The sequence below is a fragment of the Acinetobacter sp. LF10 genome, from assembly GCF_048585715.1.
Lineage (GTDB): Bacteria > Pseudomonadota > Gammaproteobacteria > Pseudomonadales > Moraxellaceae > Acinetobacter.
This window is the reverse complement of the sequence record NZ_CP184160.1, coordinates 1,850,923-1,870,724: the sequence shown is the minus strand read 5'-3', so window position 1 is coordinate 1,870,724 and position 19,802 is coordinate 1,850,923. Positions and strand designations below refer to the sequence as shown.

General features: G+C 36.8%; 15 protein-coding genes, 1 tRNA gene, 1 pseudogene and 1 other annotated feature. Of the genes and pseudogenes, 7 read left to right on the top strand and 10 right to left on the bottom strand.

All coding sequences use genetic code 11. From position 1 onward, the window contains the following. Positions 1 to 68 precede the first annotated feature (68 nt). Entirely contained in the window at positions 69 to 614 is a 546-nt protein-coding gene (locus ACN19N_RS09070) for a 1-acyl-sn-glycerol-3-phosphate acyltransferase (RefSeq protein WP_269230124.1), read from the bottom strand. 279 nt (positions 615 to 893) lie between these two features. On the opposite strand from ACN19N_RS09070, the gene ACN19N_RS09065 reads away from it, so the two are divergent. Then, positions 894 to 970, top strand: a tRNA-Ile gene (locus tag ACN19N_RS09065). 400 nt (positions 971 to 1,370) lie between these two features. Here the strand turns inward: ACN19N_RS09065 and ACN19N_RS09060 are convergent. Then, positions 1,371 to 2,270, bottom strand: a complete 900-nt coding sequence (locus ACN19N_RS09060; protein WP_269238084.1) for a helix-turn-helix transcriptional regulator — start codon at positions 2,268 to 2,270, stop codon at positions 1,371 to 1,373. Between the two features lie 239 nt (positions 2,271 to 2,509). On the opposite strand from ACN19N_RS09060, the gene ACN19N_RS09055 reads away from it, so the two are divergent. After that, a protein-coding gene (locus tag ACN19N_RS09055) for an IS3 family transposase (protein ID WP_178318367.1) occupies positions 2,510 to 3,729 on the top strand; the annotation gives its coding sequence in 2 pieces (ribosomal slippage) (positions 2,510 to 2,786 and positions 2,786 to 3,729; 1,221 coding nt in all). Then, positions 2,785 to 2,901 (top strand) — a sequence feature (AL1L pseudoknot). Its footprint overlaps the gene before it by 117 nt. Here the strand turns inward: ACN19N_RS09055 and ACN19N_RS09050 are convergent. Beyond that, entirely contained in the window at positions 3,726 to 4,736 is a 1,011-nt protein-coding gene (locus ACN19N_RS09050) for a hypothetical protein (protein ID WP_420001163.1), read from the bottom strand. The two genes, ACN19N_RS09055 and ACN19N_RS09050, sit on opposite strands and share 4 nt — an antisense overlap. 308 nt (positions 4,737 to 5,044) lie before the next feature. On the opposite strand from ACN19N_RS09050, the gene ACN19N_RS09045 reads away from it, so the two are divergent. Both ACN19N_RS09045 and ACN19N_RS09040 read left to right on the top strand, forming a co-directional pair. Then, a complete protein-coding gene (locus ACN19N_RS09045; protein ID WP_420001162.1) occupies positions 5,045 to 7,747 on the top strand; it encodes a hypothetical protein in 2,703 nt (900 codons plus the stop codon). Between the two features lie 30 nt (positions 7,748 to 7,777). Further along, on the top strand, positions 7,778 to 9,262 hold the full coding sequence (locus ACN19N_RS09040) for a hypothetical protein (protein WP_420001161.1): 1,485 nt from the start codon (positions 7,778 to 7,780) through the stop codon (positions 9,260 to 9,262). A 110-nt stretch (positions 9,263 to 9,372) separates the two neighbouring features. Here the strand turns inward: ACN19N_RS09040 and ACN19N_RS09035 are convergent, their stop codons facing one another. The 6 genes and pseudogenes from ACN19N_RS09035 to ACN19N_RS09010 form a co-directional block, all read right to left on the bottom strand. Beyond that, complete coding sequence (locus tag ACN19N_RS09035; protein WP_420001160.1) at positions 9,373 to 9,819, bottom strand: hypothetical protein; 447 nt, start codon at positions 9,817 to 9,819, stop codon at positions 9,373 to 9,375. A gap of 3 nt (positions 9,820 to 9,822) precedes the next feature. Further along, the gene (locus ACN19N_RS09030; protein WP_420001159.1) at positions 9,823 to 10,293 is read right to left on the bottom strand and encodes a transposase family protein; all 471 of its coding nucleotides are present in this window, start codon (positions 10,291 to 10,293) and stop codon (positions 9,823 to 9,825) included. Continuing rightward, complete coding sequence (locus ACN19N_RS09025; protein WP_420001158.1) at positions 10,241 to 10,636, bottom strand: transposase family protein; 396 nt, start codon at positions 10,634 to 10,636, stop codon at positions 10,241 to 10,243. The genes ACN19N_RS09030 and ACN19N_RS09025 overlap by 53 nt, the downstream gene beginning before the upstream one ends. A 328-nt stretch (positions 10,637 to 10,964) precedes the next feature. Further along, a protein-coding gene (locus ACN19N_RS09020) for an IS3 family transposase (protein ID WP_420001054.1) occupies positions 10,965 to 12,124 on the bottom strand; the annotation gives its coding sequence in 2 pieces (ribosomal slippage) (positions 10,965 to 11,890 and positions 11,890 to 12,124; 1,161 coding nt in all). 39 nt (positions 12,125 to 12,163) lie between these two features. Then, positions 12,164 to 12,367 (bottom strand): annotated as a pseudogene (locus ACN19N_RS09015) (helix-turn-helix domain-containing protein); the annotation flags it as partial. Between the two features lie 211 nt (positions 12,368 to 12,578). Beyond that, positions 12,579 to 13,577 (bottom strand): glycosyl transferase family protein, encoded by a 999-nt coding sequence (locus tag ACN19N_RS09010; RefSeq protein ID WP_420001157.1) that lies wholly within the window; start codon positions 13,575 to 13,577, stop codon positions 12,579 to 12,581. Positions 13,578 to 13,825: 248 nt separating this feature from the next. On the opposite strand from ACN19N_RS09010, the gene ACN19N_RS09005 reads away from it, so the two are divergent. Further along, positions 13,826 to 14,971, top strand: a complete 1,146-nt coding sequence (locus tag ACN19N_RS09005; protein WP_269239684.1) for an acyl-CoA dehydrogenase family protein — start codon at positions 13,826 to 13,828, stop codon at positions 14,969 to 14,971. Between the two features lie 90 nt (positions 14,972 to 15,061). Here the strand turns inward: ACN19N_RS09005 and ACN19N_RS09000 are convergent, their stop codons facing one another. Then, the gene (locus ACN19N_RS09000; protein WP_420001156.1) at positions 15,062 to 16,006 is read right to left on the bottom strand and encodes an alpha/beta hydrolase; all 945 of its coding nucleotides are present in this window, start codon (positions 16,004 to 16,006) and stop codon (positions 15,062 to 15,064) included. Positions 16,007 to 16,197: 191 nt separating this feature from the next. On the opposite strand from ACN19N_RS09000, the gene pheA reads away from it, so the two are divergent. Further along, entirely contained in the window at positions 16,198 to 17,307 is a 1,110-nt protein-coding gene (gene pheA, locus ACN19N_RS08995) for a prephenate dehydratase (protein ID WP_269230244.1), read from the top strand. A 110-nt stretch (positions 17,308 to 17,417) separates the two neighbouring features. Further along, the gene (locus ACN19N_RS08990) at positions 17,418 to 19,667 is read left to right on the top strand and encodes a bifunctional prephenate dehydrogenase/3-phosphoshikimate 1-carboxyvinyltransferase (RefSeq protein WP_420001155.1); all 2,250 of its coding nucleotides are present in this window, start codon (positions 17,418 to 17,420) and stop codon (positions 19,665 to 19,667) included. Positions 19,668 to 19,802: the final 135 nt, after the last annotated feature.

Genomic DNA, 19,802 nt, shown 5'->3' with positions numbered 1-19,802 from the left:
CCATAGCTCATATTCAAAATTTAAAATTTTGATTAAGCATCAAAAAATGATCATATAGTTCAGACGATTTAGTTAATTTTTACATCAATATCATATTCGGCATATAGTGCTTTGATTTTTTCTAAATCCTGTTGCAGATCAGTAGGGTAAATTTTACCTAAAATGCCGCCTTGTTTGGTTCTGGCATTTGCATACATCAAGATGATGGGTACATTGGCTGCTTTTGCTATATGCCAGAAGCCTGTACGAATTGGTTTGCGTGCTTCACCATCTTTAGCGCGTGTGGCTTCGGGTGCAATCACCAGATTAAAATGGTCATTTTGATTAAATAGATCAACCATTTGAGTCACGATATCTTTATTTGCTTTACGATCGACAGGAATACCACCAAGTTTTTCTAAAATAGGCTTGAGAGGACCTTTGAATAGTTCTTTTTTTATCAGTGTATGTATTTTTAATTCTAAAATTTCAAATAAAGCCAGAGAAAGGATGGTATCTAGGTTTGAGGTATGCTCAAATCCAATAATGACTTGTTTCTTTTCTAAAATGGTTGGATCAACCTTGTATTCCCAACCCGTTGCTTTAAAAATAGATTTTCCTAAAATTTTTCTCATGTTTATCATCGTAGGTTTTGAGTCGCAACAGTGTAATACGACTTTTCAGGAAAATACATATCCGAAAATACCAGATCAAAATAAATTTAGATGTCTTATTAATGATCAAAATAGTGCTATATGATCTTTACTCAAGCCGTAAAGATCATATAGAATCAGCTCAGTTTATGATTTTTAACATTATTTTAGTAATTTGATAAAATCATCTGCTTGTAATTTAAGTTAAATTTAACTAAGATCTAGTCGCATTTTTCATATCGAGTATATGATCAAAGTTTAGGGCCTATAGCTCAGTTGGTTAGAGCAGCGGACTCATAATCCGTTGGTCGACAGTTCAAGTCTGTCTGGGCCCACCATATATCAAACCTCGTAACTATTTGAGTTATGAGGTTTTTTAGTGCCTATTGATTGTGTTTCTCACTGCTTTTTATAGACCGCAATGTGGTCTATCGGTTCGATAATCCGATGGTCTATCTGTCTGATTGCCTACACAGTGCCTACATATATTCTATGATTTACCCCCAGATCGTTTTCCAAGCATTTTGTCTTGCCATGCGATTTAGGCGTGTCGATGAATCCATGCTTTTGATGTCATCGCATCGTAAAACGCATGGGAAAACATGATGTGTATGGGGGAATTGTGAGATTGCTTGGATTCCTCGTTTGGGGCAGGAGTTCTAGGGGAAATTGCTGAATGGCGTGGGGGAGTTTTGCTTGTAGAGAACATATCTGCCAGCTTTGCCATTCAGTCTTGTATTAGTTGATATATGCCTTTAGCCCATCCATCAATTCGCTTTGCAAGCTGTCAGGACTGACCACATGAATATGTGGCATCCAGTAACGAATTAGTGAAAGAAGCTGTAGTGAACTGACATACTGACTACTGATGAGCAAAGCACCATTATCCATTTCTTTGACAATCTGTTGGAGCGGTAACAGACTTCGTTGTCTAAAATGATCTGCAACTTGTGGACTGATGGTTAGAATTGCTTCCTGTTTGTCCTGTCCAAACCAGATACTTTCTTCTGCTTCTAATTGAGTCAATATTTCTTTGCTATGTTGGAACATGGGTTGATCGCTGTGAACAACAACGTCTTTGGCAAAGCTCAGACGGTAGGCTTTCAACTTCTCATCTTTGACTGCTGCCAAATACCAACAGCTACGATGATTAATCAGTTTGTATGGTTCAAGTAGATGATAACCACCTTTATAATACAGTGTGATTTTGTGACGATTTAGAATTGCAGGTTCAAGCCGTTCAAACAAGGCTTTGAACTTTGTACCATCTTCATTAAATTGTCCTTTGCTTTCATACACAGATTTTGCATTTTCATTCAAGATACGGCGTAGGAATTGTCTATCCATATTTGGGAATAAATCAGAAACACCTGAAAGCATGGAAAAATGACGAATGTCATCATCATTCAACTGCCCTAAATAATTATCGGGGAGGGCATAAAGTCCTTTCTCATTCAGTCCAAGCATGGGCAATGCCACCATTAAACGCTCATTAATATCACGTTGGATGGTGCGTTTACTTACGCCATAGTGTTCTGCAAGTTGTTTGGTATCGAGTGCTTTGCCTTCGTTAAGCTGACACAGCATATCGGTGATCCGTTGTGCTAGTTTGACGTGTTCATTTTCGTTATCTGCCATTCGTTCTTTCCAAAAGTAAATTTTCCTATATCTATGGTATCTGTATAGATAGACAGGTGATGTCGTTATCCATAAAAATCATGCCATATCCCAATGAAAGCTATTATTTGATTCTTTTTTCCATTGTTCTATTTGCAACGACATCACCTGTCTACCCCTCCTGTTAAGCTTTAAATATCAGTAACAAGATGAACCGTACCGGGTTTGTCGGAGACTCAATATTCTGAGAGACTATTCCGATGAAAAAACCAAACTATACCCCCGAAATTAGAGAAAGAGCGGTTCAATTACTAATTGAATCTGAAAAAGATTATCCTTCTACTTGGGCAGCAATCACAGCTATTGCGCCTAAAATCGGTTGTACTCCTGAAACATTGCGTGTTTGGTATTTAAAGCATATGGATCAACTAAATCCTGCCAAAGTACAACAGATATCTGACCAAGAAAAAATGAAGCAAATGGAACGTGAAATTAAAGAATTAAAACGTGCCAATGAAATTCTACGTAAAGCAGCCGCTTTTTTCGCCCAGGCGGAGCTCGACCGCCCACACAAATAATGGTGGATTTTATCCATAATAATAAAGAGCTGTACGGAGTCGAGGCGATTTGTAGAATTTTACCGATCGCACCCTCAACCTATTACCGGACTCTAGATCTCTGCGAAAATCCAGAACATCGAGCAAAGCGAGATTTACATGACTTGCATCATGCTGAGGAGATTAAACGAATTTGGAAGGAAAGTTCAGGTCGGTATGGTGTACGTAAAGTCTGGCAAAAACTGAAACGTGAAGGCTATATTATTGCACGCTGTACTGTTGCTCGATTAATGAAAAAACTAGGTATACAAGGTGTTTGGCGAGGTAAGAACAAACAAACCACCCGTAGCCGAGATGACCAAAAACGAGCAGATGATTTAGTGAAACGTAATTTTACTGCTGATCATCCTGACCAACTGTGGGTCAGTGACTTTACGTATATTCAAACTCATTCAGGCTGGGTCTATACCGCCTTTATTATTGATGTGTTCTCACGAGCAATTGTTGGCTGGAAAGTATCTACACGAATGAATACCGATATGGTGCTCGATGCATTAGAGCAAGCATTGCATGATCGAGGCATGCCAAAGAATGTGATTCATCATTCCGACAGAGGTGTGCAATATCTTTCCATTCGTTATACCCATCGTTTAGAAGCAGCAAATTTACGAGCATCAGTCGGTACGACTGGTGATTCATACGATAATGCTTTGGCTGAAACGGTGAATGGCTTATACAAAACAGAGGTGATTGAATATTTAAAAGCGGATTGGCAAGGTTTAGCGGATGTACAACTTGCGACACTAAACTGGGTAGATTGGTTCAATAAAGAGCGTGTACACAGTGCACTGGGTTATGTATCACCTTTTGAGTTTGAAGCAATGTACTATGATAAGATTAACCCGTTAGGTCAGGTGGCCTAACTTAAATAAAAAAGTCTCCGACAAACCCGGTACGGTTCATCCAGTTTCTTAATCCATTCATCTGATAGCTCAATATCAACCCAGGTTGTGACAGGTTGTATCCATTGTTCAGGTGTTTCTTGTAAATATCGAACATAACCGACGGTATCAGCCAAAGGGATAATGACTTTGGTATCTAACCGTCCTTTCAATTGTCCGAATTCCACCATTTCATGGGTTTTTTTGTCGAAATAGCTACCATTACTTTCAGCAAGTCGAAAACTCCAGGCATCTGCAGACAGACTGATATTAGAAAGGAAAATTGTTTTTCGCGCGAGTGCCTTACGCATACGGATTAGTTGTTCTTTATTTTCTGCTACAACTAGTGCTTTTAAAACAGAGTTTTTAAAATCTATTCTTAAATCGATATATTTTAGGCCAACTGCTTTCTCAATGATCAGATTTTCTTTAAAGTCCTGAAAGTTTTCCCATAATTTTAATTTGTTATAGGCTTCTAGAGAAACCGCAGGCATTTGCTCAACCAGACTTGTACTGATGACATTTTTTAATTTAGTACGCTGACCAATACTGGACTCAGTAGAATAAAGGTCAATTTTATGCTCATAGCTAGTTGCTTGGGCATCATTATGAGTTAGAAAAATATTGCTCGGAAAACTTAGCGGATAGTAGCTATCTGTAGAGCAGTGTACAGTTACGCTAATACAGGAATTGTCCGGGAGTAGGGCGCTGAATAGAGGATGATTGGGAATTCGAAAGGCGATATTCGCTTTGTTACGCCAATTTTTGAGTGCGACATTTGATAAAAAAGAGGTATAGGATTGCGAGGATGATGGAAAAAAATCCCGTAAAAAAGCAAGGACGGGATCGTCACAAGACTGATAGCGTTTGAAAATATTTGGTGCTGTTGTTGCCAGCCTTTTCCACGATTTATCTAGAAAAACTCTTTTTTTCTCATCCGGCATTCCCCAGATTAAACCTGATGTTGCTGCTGAAACTTCGGTGCTCATTAAAATCCTGTGCATAAAAACTCAAACATTTCCCCCCCCCCTTTTTATTGGATAATAAAAAGTATATGCTGCATGAAAAGCAGAGAGAGGGGCTATTCTTTCGCTTACTGTAGTAAAAATAAGATTATGTAAGTGTTTAATTTTACATTGAAACTATGATAATTAGTATATTTGAAATGTATGATACGTCAATTGGATTAAACGTTGAAATAAAATCTAAAGGATACGACTTAAGTAGGACCAATTCTTCTTTACGCAGCACTTAAATTTAGTAAAAATCAATTAAATTATTAAAAATGGATATATGAATGTATTTTTCTAACCCAGATGCAGAATTAGAGTTAATTTCTGGACAACTTAAGCAAATTGATAATTATCAAAAAAACATTTTCATCGAAAAAAATAAATTAAATAATGAATTAGAAAAAGCAGAAAAAAGACTACCGGGTCTGAAAGGTAGTAAATACGATCTATGCCTTAAAAAGATTCAAGAGATTAAGTTGGAGCTCTCAGATATACAATTAAAAATTGAAAGCTTTCAAAAAAAATATCCGATAGCCATGTTGAATGACTTACGCCAAAAAGAACATACATTGAGGGAGATCCAGAAAAGTAGATATTTGGAAGAACAACTGAATATCAATAAAAAAGATGAACAACGTAAATTAAAGGCTCATGTGGAACGTTATGGAGATGTGAATGATTTTAACAATATCCATAAAATATCTTTAAAACTGGCGTCAGAGTGTGCTGAAAAATGGAAAAATTTGCTGAATTCTGATGTAGAACCTCAACAAATTTTTGACGGAATTATTGAAGTTGAATGCGTATATCGAACTGGAAAAGAATACTTACTAAATAATTATAGTGATAATTACTTGCAGAGAGCAGGATTGATAATCTTGAAAGCTGGTTATTTAGTTGGTCAGAATGAAGATTTAGATTTGGCCCAAAAAGTAACTTATCTTCAAATTGCCTGTGAAAAGTTTAATGCTCTACTGAATGAAGCGCAATGTATTACGGAGTTAAGAACTGATTTTACGCCGTGTTATTCTTCACAGATATCTCTGACAGAAATACCAGAGGAGTCTTATACTCATTGGTCGAAGATGTGCGATGATAATGTAAGTGATCATCAGCTTTATGATTTCTACGTAAAGACTTTAGAGCAGATATATGCTGAAGAATTAATAGATCATAATGAATATAGAAAGTTAGAAAAGATAACTCAGAGAGATTTTGCGCGGGAATGTGAGCAATGGGAGAAAATTGTCGACTTTGATTTCGATGAAGCGTGTAATACTGTAATTAATAGCATTAATACACTTCGATATTACAAAAGTAAAAAGATCGAAATGAGTCCATTAATATCACGGCATATTTTTTCTTCATTTTTATTGAAAACATCTCATTTTGATGAATCTTACATTCTAAAGAAACATAAGTTTTATACATTTTTAAATGAAGAATGTAAGGCTGAACTATTAAGTTTGATGAAAAATGTAATTAATCTCAATAACTCGGTTGAAGGGTTGAATATTAAAATTTCTCTTAGTTTGCTGGCAAGAAGGGAGACACTTTTCAATCTGAAATCACGCCTATTTCAGCTTGCATATAAAATTACAAAAAATATATTTTTTGGAATATATCTGCCACCAAAACTGCCACGTGACAAAGAGAATATGATGCGTGCATTTAATCATTTGAATATTGAATTTACTAAAGCCTTAGACTCATATATTATGGAAACATTTAGCAAATTTAACAAACCTTCAGTAATAATTGGAATATTGAACTTGTTTTTCAAGTCAATAAAATGGCACCAGCTAAATTTTGGAATTTTAGGAGGAATACCTTTAGTCCAGGCTGAATCAAATTACAAATTAATACCTGATAAACTGGATTTTTCATTAAGTTTTCTAAGGGTTCGAGATGTAATTCTAAGTTATCCTAATGCTGAACACGCTTTATTGAATATCGCACCATATGAAAAATTTGACTATAAGGATCAGACTGATTCTTTTCTTGGAACAAAGGAAGTTGTGAATGAGATATTGAATAGTCAATATCTTGATAGCTATAAGATCAATCACTCTAAACTTTTTTTGGCAGATAGCTATTATAACACCTTAAATGATTACCAACGACATATTCAGATTTTGGCTGAAGATATGCGTGAAATGTGTCGTTTATTGGTTAAAAACTATAAAGCAAAAGATAGTATTCTTCCTTTGGATTTTACTCTTTACCTAGATAAGCATGAATTTACTGATCTCTATGCATTATGGCAATGGGAAACAATCAATGACTCTTTAGGCCGAATCTGTATCGGTGGACGTGGCTATGAGGATATGGTGGAACAAAGTGAAAAAAAATCCCGAATAGACGCCAGTTATTTATTAATTTTGCGAGTAAATTGGGATGGTTCTATTTCTTTAGTAGAAACCCCTTGGTTGAATACTTTTAATTATGACAGAGTCATTCACTCTCATATCCATGACTTTACTTTATATTTACTTTCCATTTTTCATAATCGGTTTATAGAGCAATATGCTCAGACTGCCGAAAAATTAAAAAAAGAAATAAACCATGGGGTTAGTTTAGAAATACACGAAAATACATCAAATGATGAAGTGAATTATGATCGCCAAGATTTAGAAATTTTGGTTTTGAACCACACTTTAGATCAGTTTAAAGAAAACAATTATGTGCAATTGTTAGAACATGATGATCCAGTATCCCAGGTGATGGAACAACCATTCAAAAAAATTAAGACCTATTTTAACTCGACTATCAAATCAACGCATTTTTTTAAACTGCTGGAAAAGTATTTTGATGTAAAAATAACCGAAGGAAAAGGTAGTGAAATAAATGTCAGCCGAGTTGCACATGAAGGTCGGGTATACCGACTTGGTCACCATGGAAAAATGGTTGAGTACAATGCGGTTTATGTTAGAAATGTTTTAAAACGCCTAAATATTAGCCTTGATGAATGGCTAAAAGTTATTTAATAAATTTATATTCTTTTAGGGTGTAAAATAATGAAATATGTTTTTGAAGTGCTGAATAATTTAGTATTTGATACTGAATCAGAACGAAAATTATGTCATCTTGAAGATGATTTCGAATTTATGGGATTTATAATAAGTAATCTTAATGGTGAATTAGTTTATGAAATTAACCATCGAGAAATCAAACTTATTCCTAAAAGGCTAGGGGAGCGTGCTCTTAGATATTTTGATCCTAATCGTGTGATTAGTGATATTGAAAAAATGCAACAGAAAGTTATAGTATGTGCATATTATGAAAATGCCAATGAAACAGCTTGGAGCAATGGTTTTACGGTAAATTTAAAAAACAAAAATAAAAAAAAGTTAAAAGAAGTTTATTTGAATGATTTGCCTAATAAGAAACCTTCTGATTTAACATGGCAACAAAAGATTTTTCAGGAATGTACTTTGGATAGCCGTAGTATATTAAGCATTGAAAAATTCATCCTAGAGAATCGATTACCAAACAATTTTGATACCTGGTTGGGTGTTTACCAAGGGTATACAGGGGTCGCTTTACCCGTAATTATGCAGCGTTTATATGATGCAGCGGAATCCCTACAAGATTTATTGATCTTGAAAATGCATTTTTTCCCAAATGAGATCAGCAGTTTGATTGAAAGTAGTATTTTAAACATGGAAAGTGGGGGGAGTAAAATATCGAGAAATATTGATCTAAAAGAACAATTTAAAAAAGACAATTTGATAGATGTACTTACTCTATTAGAAGCCCATATACTTCAATATTTAGATACTGGTGAACTTAGCAAGAGGAACTATCAAGATTTTTATGATTATATACATCTTCAATTTGATATTATTTTAGGTGAGGGTTTGGTTTCTAAACAAGATAATTCTGAATTGAGGTCGTTAGCAGAAATATTTGTTAATTTCAAAAATCTCATCATGAAAGATGAAAAATGTGAAATATATAATGCATTACTCGAAAAAATGTTACAGGTTTGTCGAAACGCTCTCCAATATGAAGAGCAAAGAGTTTGTATGTTAGTTGAAGTTCAAAGCCTGTTAGATAAACGGACTCCATTATTACGATTAGTGCAAGAACCTATATTAGTTCATGAGGCAGAAAAAAAGGGACCACGTCCAGATGAGAAACTTAATATAGAAATTAATAAGATTCAACAAGAGATTATGCGATATGAATCTAAGCGTGCTAAAGCTTTAAAATCTAAAAATCTAATTCAAGCTACTAGAATTATGAGTATAATTGATAATTTAGAGAATACGATACTCCTCAAAAAACAGCAATTGCAAGAAATTACTTATCCTTCTTTTGAAATTAACCCAGCCTTACTAAAAGCTTTTGAAATCCATAAGGAATATCAAAGAATTGAGAAAGATTTTCTTGTCTTGAATAAAGTTGGTTATACTCGTGCATCAATAAGGGACTTGGAGCAGATGATTCCATTGTTACAAGAACAGAATCAAATTTTATCTAAAATTACTATAGGTTGAAGCCTTAAATACTTTCTATTAAATTTTAATAAATTGTTATTTCAGGAAAATAAAGCTAATTTTTGAATGGTATGCAGAAATGTATTACCATTCTTTAGAAAATTAACACATTATTGATATGTTAACTTATTAAAGTTTAATTGAGAGTCGGCAAACCACATAATAATTTCATCGGCCTTATCGACTAGTTGAATGCCCGCACGAAGGTAACCATAATGTTCATATAAAATAACTTTTCCTATAAAATATACTTTCTTATTATGTACACTTGAATTAAAGTTAATGTAGTGGGGTATAGAAGTTCTTTTTAGATTTATATGATTACATATGGTCTTTTGTTTGCTCATATCTCTCTTATAAACTCTGATAGTAGTTAATGTTATGTAATCTTTTGAGTCTGTATATTTATATCGGCCAGTGAATATAATGGGAGTTTCTTCATTTATAAAGCCTAACTCCATAAGTTGTGTTCTAATAAAAATTTTTTCAAACTTCATCTGTAGTGTTATATTGTTAGGCAGGTATTTGTTTTTAATTATATAATAGACATCTTTCATAAGTCATTTTTTACTTAGTTCCAAATTGTAGATTCCAGCAATTAGATTGAATCTTAATCCTAGTCTTTTTCCTCGATTACGATATCGCTCAGCAAGAATTTTGAAGGTTTTTAAACTGCCAAATACATGCTCAATTCCAATTCTCCTTTTATTAATTTCCTGATTATAGATTTTCAGCTCAGGATCTAGTTTACTGCGCTTTTTTGCTTTGAGTGGTAATAGGCTATTCGGATACACTGCGTAAATCCCTTGATAGCCTTTATCTGCAAGAATAAAGGCACCTACAGGAATCTGATTCAAGTTACGTTTGAAGAGTTCGAAATCATGTACAGCACCATGACTGGTACATAAACTCAGAATTTTCTGAGTTTTATAATGAATGATGGCCTGAACTTTGAAAGTATGTGCCTTTTTCTTGCCACTATAGCTTTTCTTCTGTTTTTTTAGGCCTTTGTATTGGAACTTCTGTGGCATCTACGATCACCACACTCCAGTCAATGCCTTCGCCCTCAGGCAATTTCTTCGGTAAATTAAATCGATTGGACTTGATTAAGCAGTCCTCTACATGGCGTACAATTCTTGAAGCAGTGGGCTCTGACACACCATAACTTGTTGCGACATGGAACAATGTTCGGTATTCACGCCAATAGCTCAGACAGAGCAGAACCTGATCCTCCACACTTAACTTGGGTGGTCTGCCTTTAGCTGGAACTTGCTTGCGCCATTGCTCAACCATTAAATAAAAGGTTGACCATGCGATACCTGTATATCGCTTAAACTGTGTTTCAGAAAGCTTCTTTGAATCGATATATTTCATCTACAAATTATGCACGAATACAAAGAAAATTTGATCATAAATATTAATCAAAAATCTGGTCGTTTTTTGATTTATGAAAGAGATCTAATCAATACTAAAATTATTCACGTGTAGCACAAAAAAATATTTCTATTCTTCAGTATGCTATGATGAACAATTTTTTCAATTTATATAGCCATTATTTTGAGTTTTTAAAGATATATCCTCTCCATAAATAAAATACCTATCTATTAGGAGAGGAAAATCCATGAATATATGTGGCTTCCTATACTTAGAAATATTATTTAAAGCCTAATTTATTATATTATTCTATCTGTGGCATATGATCCTAGACAGTATCGTGGACAACCGATCCCTCTAAATTCTTGAAATATTTCTGTTCAAAGGCTTCTGGACTTAACCAGCCATTTGCAGAATGCCTTCTGATTCGATTGTAGTAAACTTCAATATACTCAAACAAGATAGCATTTGCCTCTTTTCTCGTAGAAAATACACTGCCATGTACTACATGCCCCTTCAGGGTATGGAAGAAGCTTTCGGTCACTGCATTGTCCCAACAGTTTCCTCGTCTAGACATGCTTTGAATACAGTTATTCGTCAATAATAGCGCCCTAAAATCACGACTACAGTACTGACTACCTTGATCCGAATGCACCATGACACCCGTTGGATAACCCTGACGAGCCATTGCATAATTAAACGCATCACACACCAATTGGCGGTCTATTCGATGGCTGGTTTGCCAACCCACAATACGACGGCTGAATAGATCTAGCATCACACATAAATACAGCCAGCCTTCTTTAGTTCGGATATAGGTAATATCCGTTGTCCAAACTTTATTAGGCTGAGTAACTGTAAATTGGCGATCCAACAAATTTGATGCTGTAGACAAACGATGGTTTGAATCAGTCGTATGCTTGTATTTACGTGCAATCCTACTACGTAAACCAAGCTTTTTTAGCATCCTTCCAACGGTACGTTCGCTCATGCGATAACCTAAATCACGCATGTCATGTACCAATGACGGTGCACCCAAGCGCGCATGATGCTGCCAATATACAACTTTTAAATCATTGTATTTCTGCGCTGTATTGGTCTGGCGTTTTCGCCAGGCATAATAGCCTGAAGTGCTGACATCTAGGCATTTACAGACAGAAGACACAGTGACTTCATTCACATCCATATCTTGAATTACCGTGTACTTTTCTTGGCATGATCTGTCAGAAAGTACACATGCGCTTTTTTTAAGATGTCATTGGCTTCCTTGAGCTGTTTGACTTCTTTTTCTAATTCCAATATCCGCTGTTGTTCAGGAGAAAGTTGACGTTTGCTTGAACCTACTGGATTGGCTTCACGAATCCATTTATCTAAGGTTGAATAACCCACACCTAATTTATGGGCGATTGCAGCTATAGGCTCGTGGGAGTTTGAAAGTGCATGATCAATTGCTTGCTGTTTAAATTCCGGACTAAAACGTTTAGCCATTTCTTGGATCTCCAAAGATTGAAGTTACGTTATCTTTAGAGGGACATGCTGTCCATTATTTTGGCTAGGATCATTATCGATTTTAGAAGGTTTACGTGGACGAGTTCTTTTGATCTCTATACGTTTCTTCCATTGGACAATCGTATTTTTATCAATTTCAAATTGAGCAGCAACAGCTCGAATAGAATATCCTTCTTCAAGCTTAGCTAATACTTTCTTTCTAAAATGTTCTGAATAACTCATTCCATGAGTGTATGTTATTTTTAACAGATTTACTATAGATATGTCTTTTGATTTATCTAAAATTAAAATATGGTTCTAAAACAAACTTTTTGTTTTCTATTGAAAATAGTGAACCTTCACTTGTAAAAGAAACCATTTTATATTTCCTTGTTGCACTCTTTCTAGAGTGCAACATCAAACAAGTTAAGACTTAGTATTTAAGTGACTATATCTACTTAAAACGATTGTCCCAAAGTGCTTTTGCTTTCTTCATCGCTTCATCATAACTATTCACAGCACCTATCGTATATAAAGCAATTCCCATTGTTTCAATCACAGCTATTTCACCATACTCATGTGCTTGCTCACCAAGCCACACTGCTTTAAATACTGCAAGATCAAGCTCTTCTTCAATCGGGCTACGGTCAGGTGTTAATTTTGGTAGCTCATGTTCATATAGCTCACTATTTTTAATTCCACAAATTAAGGTTTTGGCATCAGGATTTCGTTCAAACTCACCACCTTCACCTTTAATTACCGCACTATTTTGATAGCCCAATCGAAAAGCCGTTTGTTGATGTGAGGTTCGATAAGCAGGGTGGAAGATCGCTTGTAAGGTCGCTTTGGCATTAAATGGATTAATTAAGCGTGCCAGAGTATGGATTGGAGAGCGTAGTCCCATCACATTTCTTAGCGAGATCAATTCACTTAAAATTGGTGAAATGGCTTCAAGTGGTAGATAAGCAAAATGGTGCTGTTCAAGTTGTTCACGGACATCCTGTTGATTTTGACAAATCGAATAGCCTAAGTATTGTAAAACTTGTTCAGTATAAACACGGTTAATGGTATGACCCGATGCGCCATGCATCACAATTCTATAGCCATAATGCGCTAGTGTTAATGCCGCCAATAAGAACCAAGGATAATGTTTACGTTTGCCTGCATAAGATGACCAATCAAGATCGACATCAAGTGGCTGAAAATTGAGTTGATCACGTGTGGCTTGAACAAAACCAGCCAATTCATCGACAGATTCTTCCTTAACACGTAAAAGCATTAAGAATGCACCCAACTGAACATCCAAGACTTCATCTTTTAAAATCATGCTAAATGCTTGATAGGCTTCTTCATAACTGAGCGAACGAGAACCTGTTTTCCCTTTACCCAAGATACGAACATACTGAGCAAAGGGATGTTCTACAGTTTTATAAATATTTCGTTTTGTATTCATGATCGTATGGAAATCTTCGCCAACAATAAAAGGAATATGACATAAAAGTGACGTATTTAGCGTAAAAAATATGAGGAGCTGTCTAATCAATAAACAATTAGCGTTTGCATATGCCGAGTGCAAACAAAATTATTGACCGAATCAGTCTAGTGATTTGATGTAAACGGAACATGACATCCAATCTAAAAATCATTAGCATGGCTGCAAATCGAATTTTTAAAAACAATGAAAGCGAAAGGAAATTAAAGATGTTAGCTTACGATGCAGATTTGGAACTCTTCCGTGATAACTTTAAACGTTTTATGAGCGAGCAAATTGCACCTCATTATGATCAGTGGGAACGCGAAGGCATTATGCCACGTTCAGTTTGGTCTTCATTGGGTGAAAATGGCTTTCTCTGTGTAGATGTACCAGAAGAATATGGTGGTTATGGTGTACCAACCCATTATTCATTAATGTTAGTTGAAGAATCTGCACGTGCTGGTTATTGCGCATTATCAACAGCGATTTCTTGTCATTCTGAAATTGCGGCACCGTATATTCAACATATCGGAACTGAAGAACAAAAGCAGTACTGGTTGCCAAAAATGGTTTCTGGCGAAGTTGTTGGTGCGATTGGTATGACTGAGCCAGGAGCTGGTTCTGATTTACAGGCAATGCGTACTAATGCAATTTTGCAAGATGATCATTATGTGTTAAACGGTTCAAAAACCTTTATTTCAAATGGTCAGCATGCTGACGTTGTCGTTCTAGCAGTTAAAACTGATCCTCAAGCACGTGCAAAAGGTGTGTCTTTGATGTTAGTTGACACACATTTGGATGGTTTCAAGAAGGGAACTAACCTCGATAAGATTGGCCTACATTCACAAGATACATCTGAATTGTTCTTTGATAATGTCAAAGTACCTAAAGACCAATTATTGGGGAATGCGGGTTCTGGCTTTGCTTATTTAATGCAAGAATTACCTCGTGAACGTACTGCAATTGCTTCAACTGCTCTAGGTGCAATCCGTGGTGCAATTGATTTAGCAACTGCTTATGTAAAAGAACGCCAAGCATTTGGTCAAGCAATTGCTCAATTTCAAAATACACGTTTTGTATTGGCTCAAGCAAAAATTGATGAATTAGCAACAGCAGCTTTTTATAACCAAAACGTTGCTTTGTATAATGAAGGTAAGTTGGATGTAGAAACCGCAGCGGCATTAAAGAGCTTTAGTACCGATATGCAAATGAAAGTATCGGATAATTTACTTCAATTATTCGGTGGTTATGGTTATATGACTGAATATCCGATCTCACGTTTCTTTGTTGATGCTCGTATCCAACGTATTTATGGTGGAACGAATGAAATTATGAAAGAAATCGTTGCACGTGGATTGATTGGTAAAGCTTAAGCACAAAAAACATCTCTATTTAGCAAATGATTTTCAGACTGAATCAAGAAATTTGATTCAGTCTTTTTATTTGTAGTGATGTTTTTAAGATCAAGGGGTGACTGGCTCATCAAATAATGCGGAACAACTTTTATGATCTATACAGCCTGCCAACATAATCGCTTTGGGTAAACTGGCATAGAGATTAGTTAAATGCTGCTCTGCTGGATGTTGAAACTTCCAAAATAAAAATTTTTCTGAACGTTGTTTATTAAAATTTTGATAAAAATCATACTGCATTTGCGTTGAGTCTTCATTTGATTGCGTTTCTTTACGTCGCTCATGTGTCCCAACTGTTGCCATAAGCAATGTATTTTGCATTGTATTGGCTTTGTTATTTAACCAATCTACCTGCTGATTGAGCAACGCATAATTATCAAACCAAAGTGAAGGACTAGCGGCGATATAACGCTGAAAAGTTTCTGGATGTGTCATAAAGGTATGCAAAACGAATAGCCCACCAAAAGAATGACCAAATAAGCTTTGTTGCCGTGTATTGATTTGAATTTTGGTCTGAATGGCAGGCTTGAGTTCTTTCTCTATAAATTGAATAAATTGGTCTGCACCACCATAACTGTACTTGGCTTGTTTTTGAAATTCGGCTGATGCTTTAGGCGTGTAGTCTAAAGCTCGCTTTTCTACGTCAAAAGTACTTTGTTTTGGATATCCAATCGCCACAATGGCGACAGGACTTAAGCCAAGACGATTGGCACCGCCACCTAGTGACTTAGCAATATTGGCAGCGCTATCAAATGTGGCATTACCATCGAGTACATAAAGCACTGGGAAACCTTCACTTGGAGTTTCACTAGCAGGAACAGAGATCTGAATCAAATAATCATGTTGGGTGTATTTTGAGCTTATTTCAAAGCTTTGCTGAATATTGGTTTGTGCTTTTAACGGCGGCTTGTTTGTACTGGTACTCGTTGGTTGTGCAAAAGACAATGGTGTGCCAATGAGCAGAGAAAAAGTCAAAATACCAAATTGTTTAATCATGATTTATTCTGAAGCATTAAAATTTTATTAGCAATATATAATGAAAATCATTATCAATAAAGTTTGGTAATAAAAAGAGTTAAAACTCAGCGTGTTTAATAGCTTAAAGTGTTGTTATACTAGCTCGGATAATCAATTCACAGATGAATTGTAATCCATTCTTATAGATGATTTTGCTGAGGCTGCATTCAATGGTAAACGATGGACAAAACACATCGACTTCACTTAATTTAGAACAAATTCGCGATGATATTGATAGTGTTGATCAACAAATTCAAGAATTATTAAACCGTCGAGCTTCTTTAGCTGAAGCTGTAGCGAAGGCTAAGTTTGCAGCTGAAGACAATCCATTGTTTTATCGTCCTGAACGTGAAGCTCAAGTATTACGTAAAGTGATGGAACGTAATCAAGGACCTTTGTCTGATGCAACCATGGCACGTTTATTCCGTGAAATTATGTCAGCATGTTTGGCGCTTGAAGCACCACAAAGCATTGCATTCCTCGGACCTGAAGGCACTTATACCCATTCAGCTGTGTTAAAGCATTTTGGTAAAGATGCCGTTGTACGTCCATTGCCAACTATTGATGAAGTGTTCCGTGAAGTTGAAGCAGGCAGCGCACATTATGGTGTCGTTCCCGTAGAGAATTCATCAGAAGGGATTGTGAACCATACCCTCGATTGCTTTAAATCATCGACAGTGAATGTGATTGGTGAAGTTGAACTGCGTATTCATCATCAATTCCTTGTATCTGAAAATACACGTAAAGACAGTATTAAGCAGATTTATGCACATCAGCAAACCTTGGCACAATGCCGTAAATGGTTAGATGCTCATTATCCAGGAGTTGAGCGTGTCGCGTTGAATTCAAATGCAGAAGCGGCGCGCCGTATTCGTAATGAATGGCATTCTGCTGCGATAGCCTCTGATATTGCTGCAAGCATGTACAATCTTGAGATTTTACACAGCAATATCGAAGATAATCCTGAAAATACCACTCGTTTCCTTGTGATTGGTCGTGAGAAGATTCCTCAAAGTGGTAATGATAAAACCTCTCTGTTGATCTCTGCCCATGACCGTGCAGGTGCTTTGTTGGAGATTCTTGCGCCATTTGCCAAGCATAAAATCAGTTTGACCAGTATTGAAACACGTCCAGCCTTACCTGAAAAATGGGCTTATGTGTTCTTTATCGATTTAGAAGGACATATCGGTCAGGAAAATGTTGCGGCGGCATTGGAAGAAATCCGTCCAATGGTGAAAGAGTTACGTGTCCTCGGCTCATATCCAATCGCTGTTTTATAGGTCTATTTATTGTATTTTGAATCCCTCCCAGCCTCCCTTTAAAAAGGGAGGAGTTTCCCCTCTTTTAAAAAAGGGGTAAGGGGAGATTTTTACATAGGCAAATATGTTTTATGTCTCAACCATTATTTAAGAAAGTTGCATTTATTGGGCTTGGGCTGATTGGGTCGAGTCTTGCCCGTGTGATTGTGGTAGAACAACTTGCATCTCAAATTGTGGCTTCAACACGCTCAAAAAAAACATTAGAAGATGCCAAGGCACTCGGTCTTATTCAACACGGTTATGCAACGCCAGAAGAAGCAGTTCAGGATGCTGATTTAATTGTTTTAGCCTTACCTGTTCGTGCAACGCAAAAAGTGCTTGAACAGATCAAGCCTTATCTTGCAGACAATGTCATTATTACCGATGTGGGCAGTACCAAAGGCAATGTGGTTGCAGCTGCTAAAGCCGTATTTGGTGAAAATTTACCAATCGGTTTTGTACCCGGTCATCCGATTGCAGGTGCAGAACATACAGGTGTACATGCGGGTAAAGTTGATTTATTTGCCAATCATAAAGTGATTTTGACACCACTTCCAAGTAGTGCGGATTGGGCGGTTGCAAAGTTGATTCAGCTTTGGTCAGCTGCGAAAGCAGAAGTGATTTGTATGGATGTCACCAAGCATGATGAAGTGCTTGCCCATACCAGTCATTTACCACATTTGATGGCATTTAATTTAGTTGAGCAACTGGCAAATCGTGAAGATAATTTAGATATTTTCCGCTATGCTGCAGGAGGTTTTCGTGACTTCTCGCGTATTGCAGCCAGTGATCCACAGATGTGGCATGATATTTTCTTTGCCAATAAAACTGCAATTCTGAACGCTGTTGATGGCTTTGAACAGCAATTGTCAGTTTTAAAGAAATTGATTGAACAGGAAGACTCGCAAGCATTGATGGGTCTACTTGGACACGCGCAAGCCGCACGCCAACATTTTAATCATATGTTAGCCAAAAAACCTTTGATGGAGAAAAACAAGGTGACACAGCAATTTACCATTTTGCCCGGAAAGAAAACATTTACAGGTAAATTCACCGTACCAGGTGATAAGTCTGTGTCACATCGCTCAATCATGTTTGGTGCGATTGCAGAAGGCACAACCCATGTGACAGGCTTTTTGGAAGGTGAAGATGCACTCGCAACTTTACAGGCTTTCCGTGATATGGGTGTGAGCATCGAAGGGCCTAAGAATGGTGAAGTCACGATTCATGGCGTGGGTATGCAAGGCTTAAAAGCACCAGCGAGCGCGTTGTATATGGGTAACTCTGGTACTAGTATGCGTTTGCTATCAGGTATGTTGTCTGCACAAAAATTTGATTCAGTGATGACGGGTGATGCGTCATTGTCGAAACGTCCAATGGAGCGTATTGCTAAGCCACTTCGTGAAATGGGTGCACAAATCCAAACTACAGGTGAGAAAGGTACGCCACCAGTGAGTATCACGGGTAGTCAAGCCCTTAAAGGGATTCAATACGATTTACCGATGGCATCTGCTCAAGTGAAATCAGGCATTTTATTGGCAGGCTTATGGGCTGCTGGTGAAACTTCAGTGACGGAACCTGAACCGACCCGTGATCACACTGAACGTATGCTGCGTGCTTTCGGTTATGATGTGAAAACTGAAGGAAATAAAATCTCACTTGTGGGTGGTGGTAAATTAGTTGGTACAGATATTCAAGTGCCTTCGGATATTTCATCTGCTGCATTCTTTATGGTGGGTGCGGCCATTACTGAAGGTGCCGATGTGATCCTTGAGGCAGTGGGCATCAACCCAACCCGTACTGGCGTGATCGAAATTCTCAAGCAAATGGGCGCTGATTTAACAGTTGAAAATGAGCGTATTGCAGGCGGTGAACCCATTGCAGATATTCATATCAAAGGTTCAAGAACATTAAAAGGCATTCATATGCCTGAAGATCAAGTACCTTTAGCAATTGATGAATTCCCAGCATTGTTTATTGCGGCTGCATGTGCAGAAGGTCAAACCGTATTAACAGGTGCGGCTGAGCTGCGTGTCAAAGAGTCTGACCGTATTCAAGTGATGGCAGATGGTTTGAAAATTATGGGTATCGACTGTACACCGACTGAAGATGGAATCATTATTGAAGGTAAAGGCAAGTCAGGTGACTGGTCGGCAATCTTTGCTGGCGGGGAAATTGAATCTCACCATGACCATCGTATTGCCATGAGTTTTAGTATCGCAGGTTTGCGTACTTCCGGTGAAATTACCATTCATGGTACAGAAACTGTCGCAACTAGTTTTCCAACTTTTACTGAGCTAGCAAACTCAGCAGGTTTAGATTTACAAGTCGTAAATCAGTAAACGAATCGAAAAATGCAGTATTTAGAATAGCTAAATGCTGCATTTTTTATTTGTTTATACATAAAAATAAGTTGTTAGGTGCAAATATAAAACTTATAAATAATGAAAATGATGAGTTTGGCCATGTACATATCT

What these genes read in the sequence shown, in the direction of transcription:
- ACN19N_RS09010 (WP_420001157.1), bottom strand. Translation starts at nt 13,577, where the DNA reads ATGAATACAAAACGAAATATTTATAAAACTGTAGAACATCCCTTTGCT.
- ACN19N_RS09005 (WP_269239684.1), top strand. Translation starts at nt 13,826, where the DNA reads ATGTTAGCTTACGATGCAGATTTGGAACTCTTCCGTGATAACTTTAAA.
- ACN19N_RS09035 (WP_420001160.1), bottom strand. Translation starts at nt 9,819, where the DNA reads ATGAAAGATGTCTATTATATAATTAAAAACAAATACCTGCCTAACAAT.
- pheA (WP_269230244.1), top strand. Translation starts at nt 16,198, where the DNA reads ATGGTAAACGATGGACAAAACACATCGACTTCACTTAATTTAGAACAA.
- ACN19N_RS09040 (WP_420001161.1), top strand. Translation starts at nt 7,778, where the DNA reads ATGAAATATGTTTTTGAAGTGCTGAATAATTTAGTATTTGATACTGAA.
- ACN19N_RS09070 (WP_269230124.1), bottom strand. Translation starts at nt 614, where the DNA reads ATGAGAAAAATTTTAGGAAAATCTATTTTTAAAGCAACGGGTTGGGAA.
- ACN19N_RS09025 (WP_420001158.1), bottom strand. Translation starts at nt 10,636, where the DNA reads ATGAAATATATCGATTCAAAGAAGCTTTCTGAAACACAGTTTAAGCGA.
- ACN19N_RS09045 (WP_420001162.1), top strand. Translation starts at nt 5,045, where the DNA reads ATGTATTTTTCTAACCCAGATGCAGAATTAGAGTTAATTTCTGGACAA.
- ACN19N_RS09030 (WP_420001159.1), bottom strand. Translation starts at nt 10,293, where the DNA reads ATGCCACAGAAGTTCCAATACAAAGGCCTAAAAAAACAGAAGAAAAGC.
- ACN19N_RS09060 (WP_269238084.1), bottom strand. Translation starts at nt 2,270, where the DNA reads ATGGCAGATAACGAAAATGAACACGTCAAACTAGCACAACGGATCACC.
- ACN19N_RS09050 (WP_420001163.1), bottom strand. Translation starts at nt 4,736, where the DNA reads ATGAGCACCGAAGTTTCAGCAGCAACATCAGGTTTAATCTGGGGAATG.
- ACN19N_RS09000 (WP_420001156.1), bottom strand. Translation starts at nt 16,006, where the DNA reads ATGATTAAACAATTTGGTATTTTGACTTTTTCTCTGCTCATTGGCACA.
- ACN19N_RS08990 (WP_420001155.1), top strand. Translation starts at nt 17,418, where the DNA reads ATGTCTCAACCATTATTTAAGAAAGTTGCATTTATTGGGCTTGGGCTG.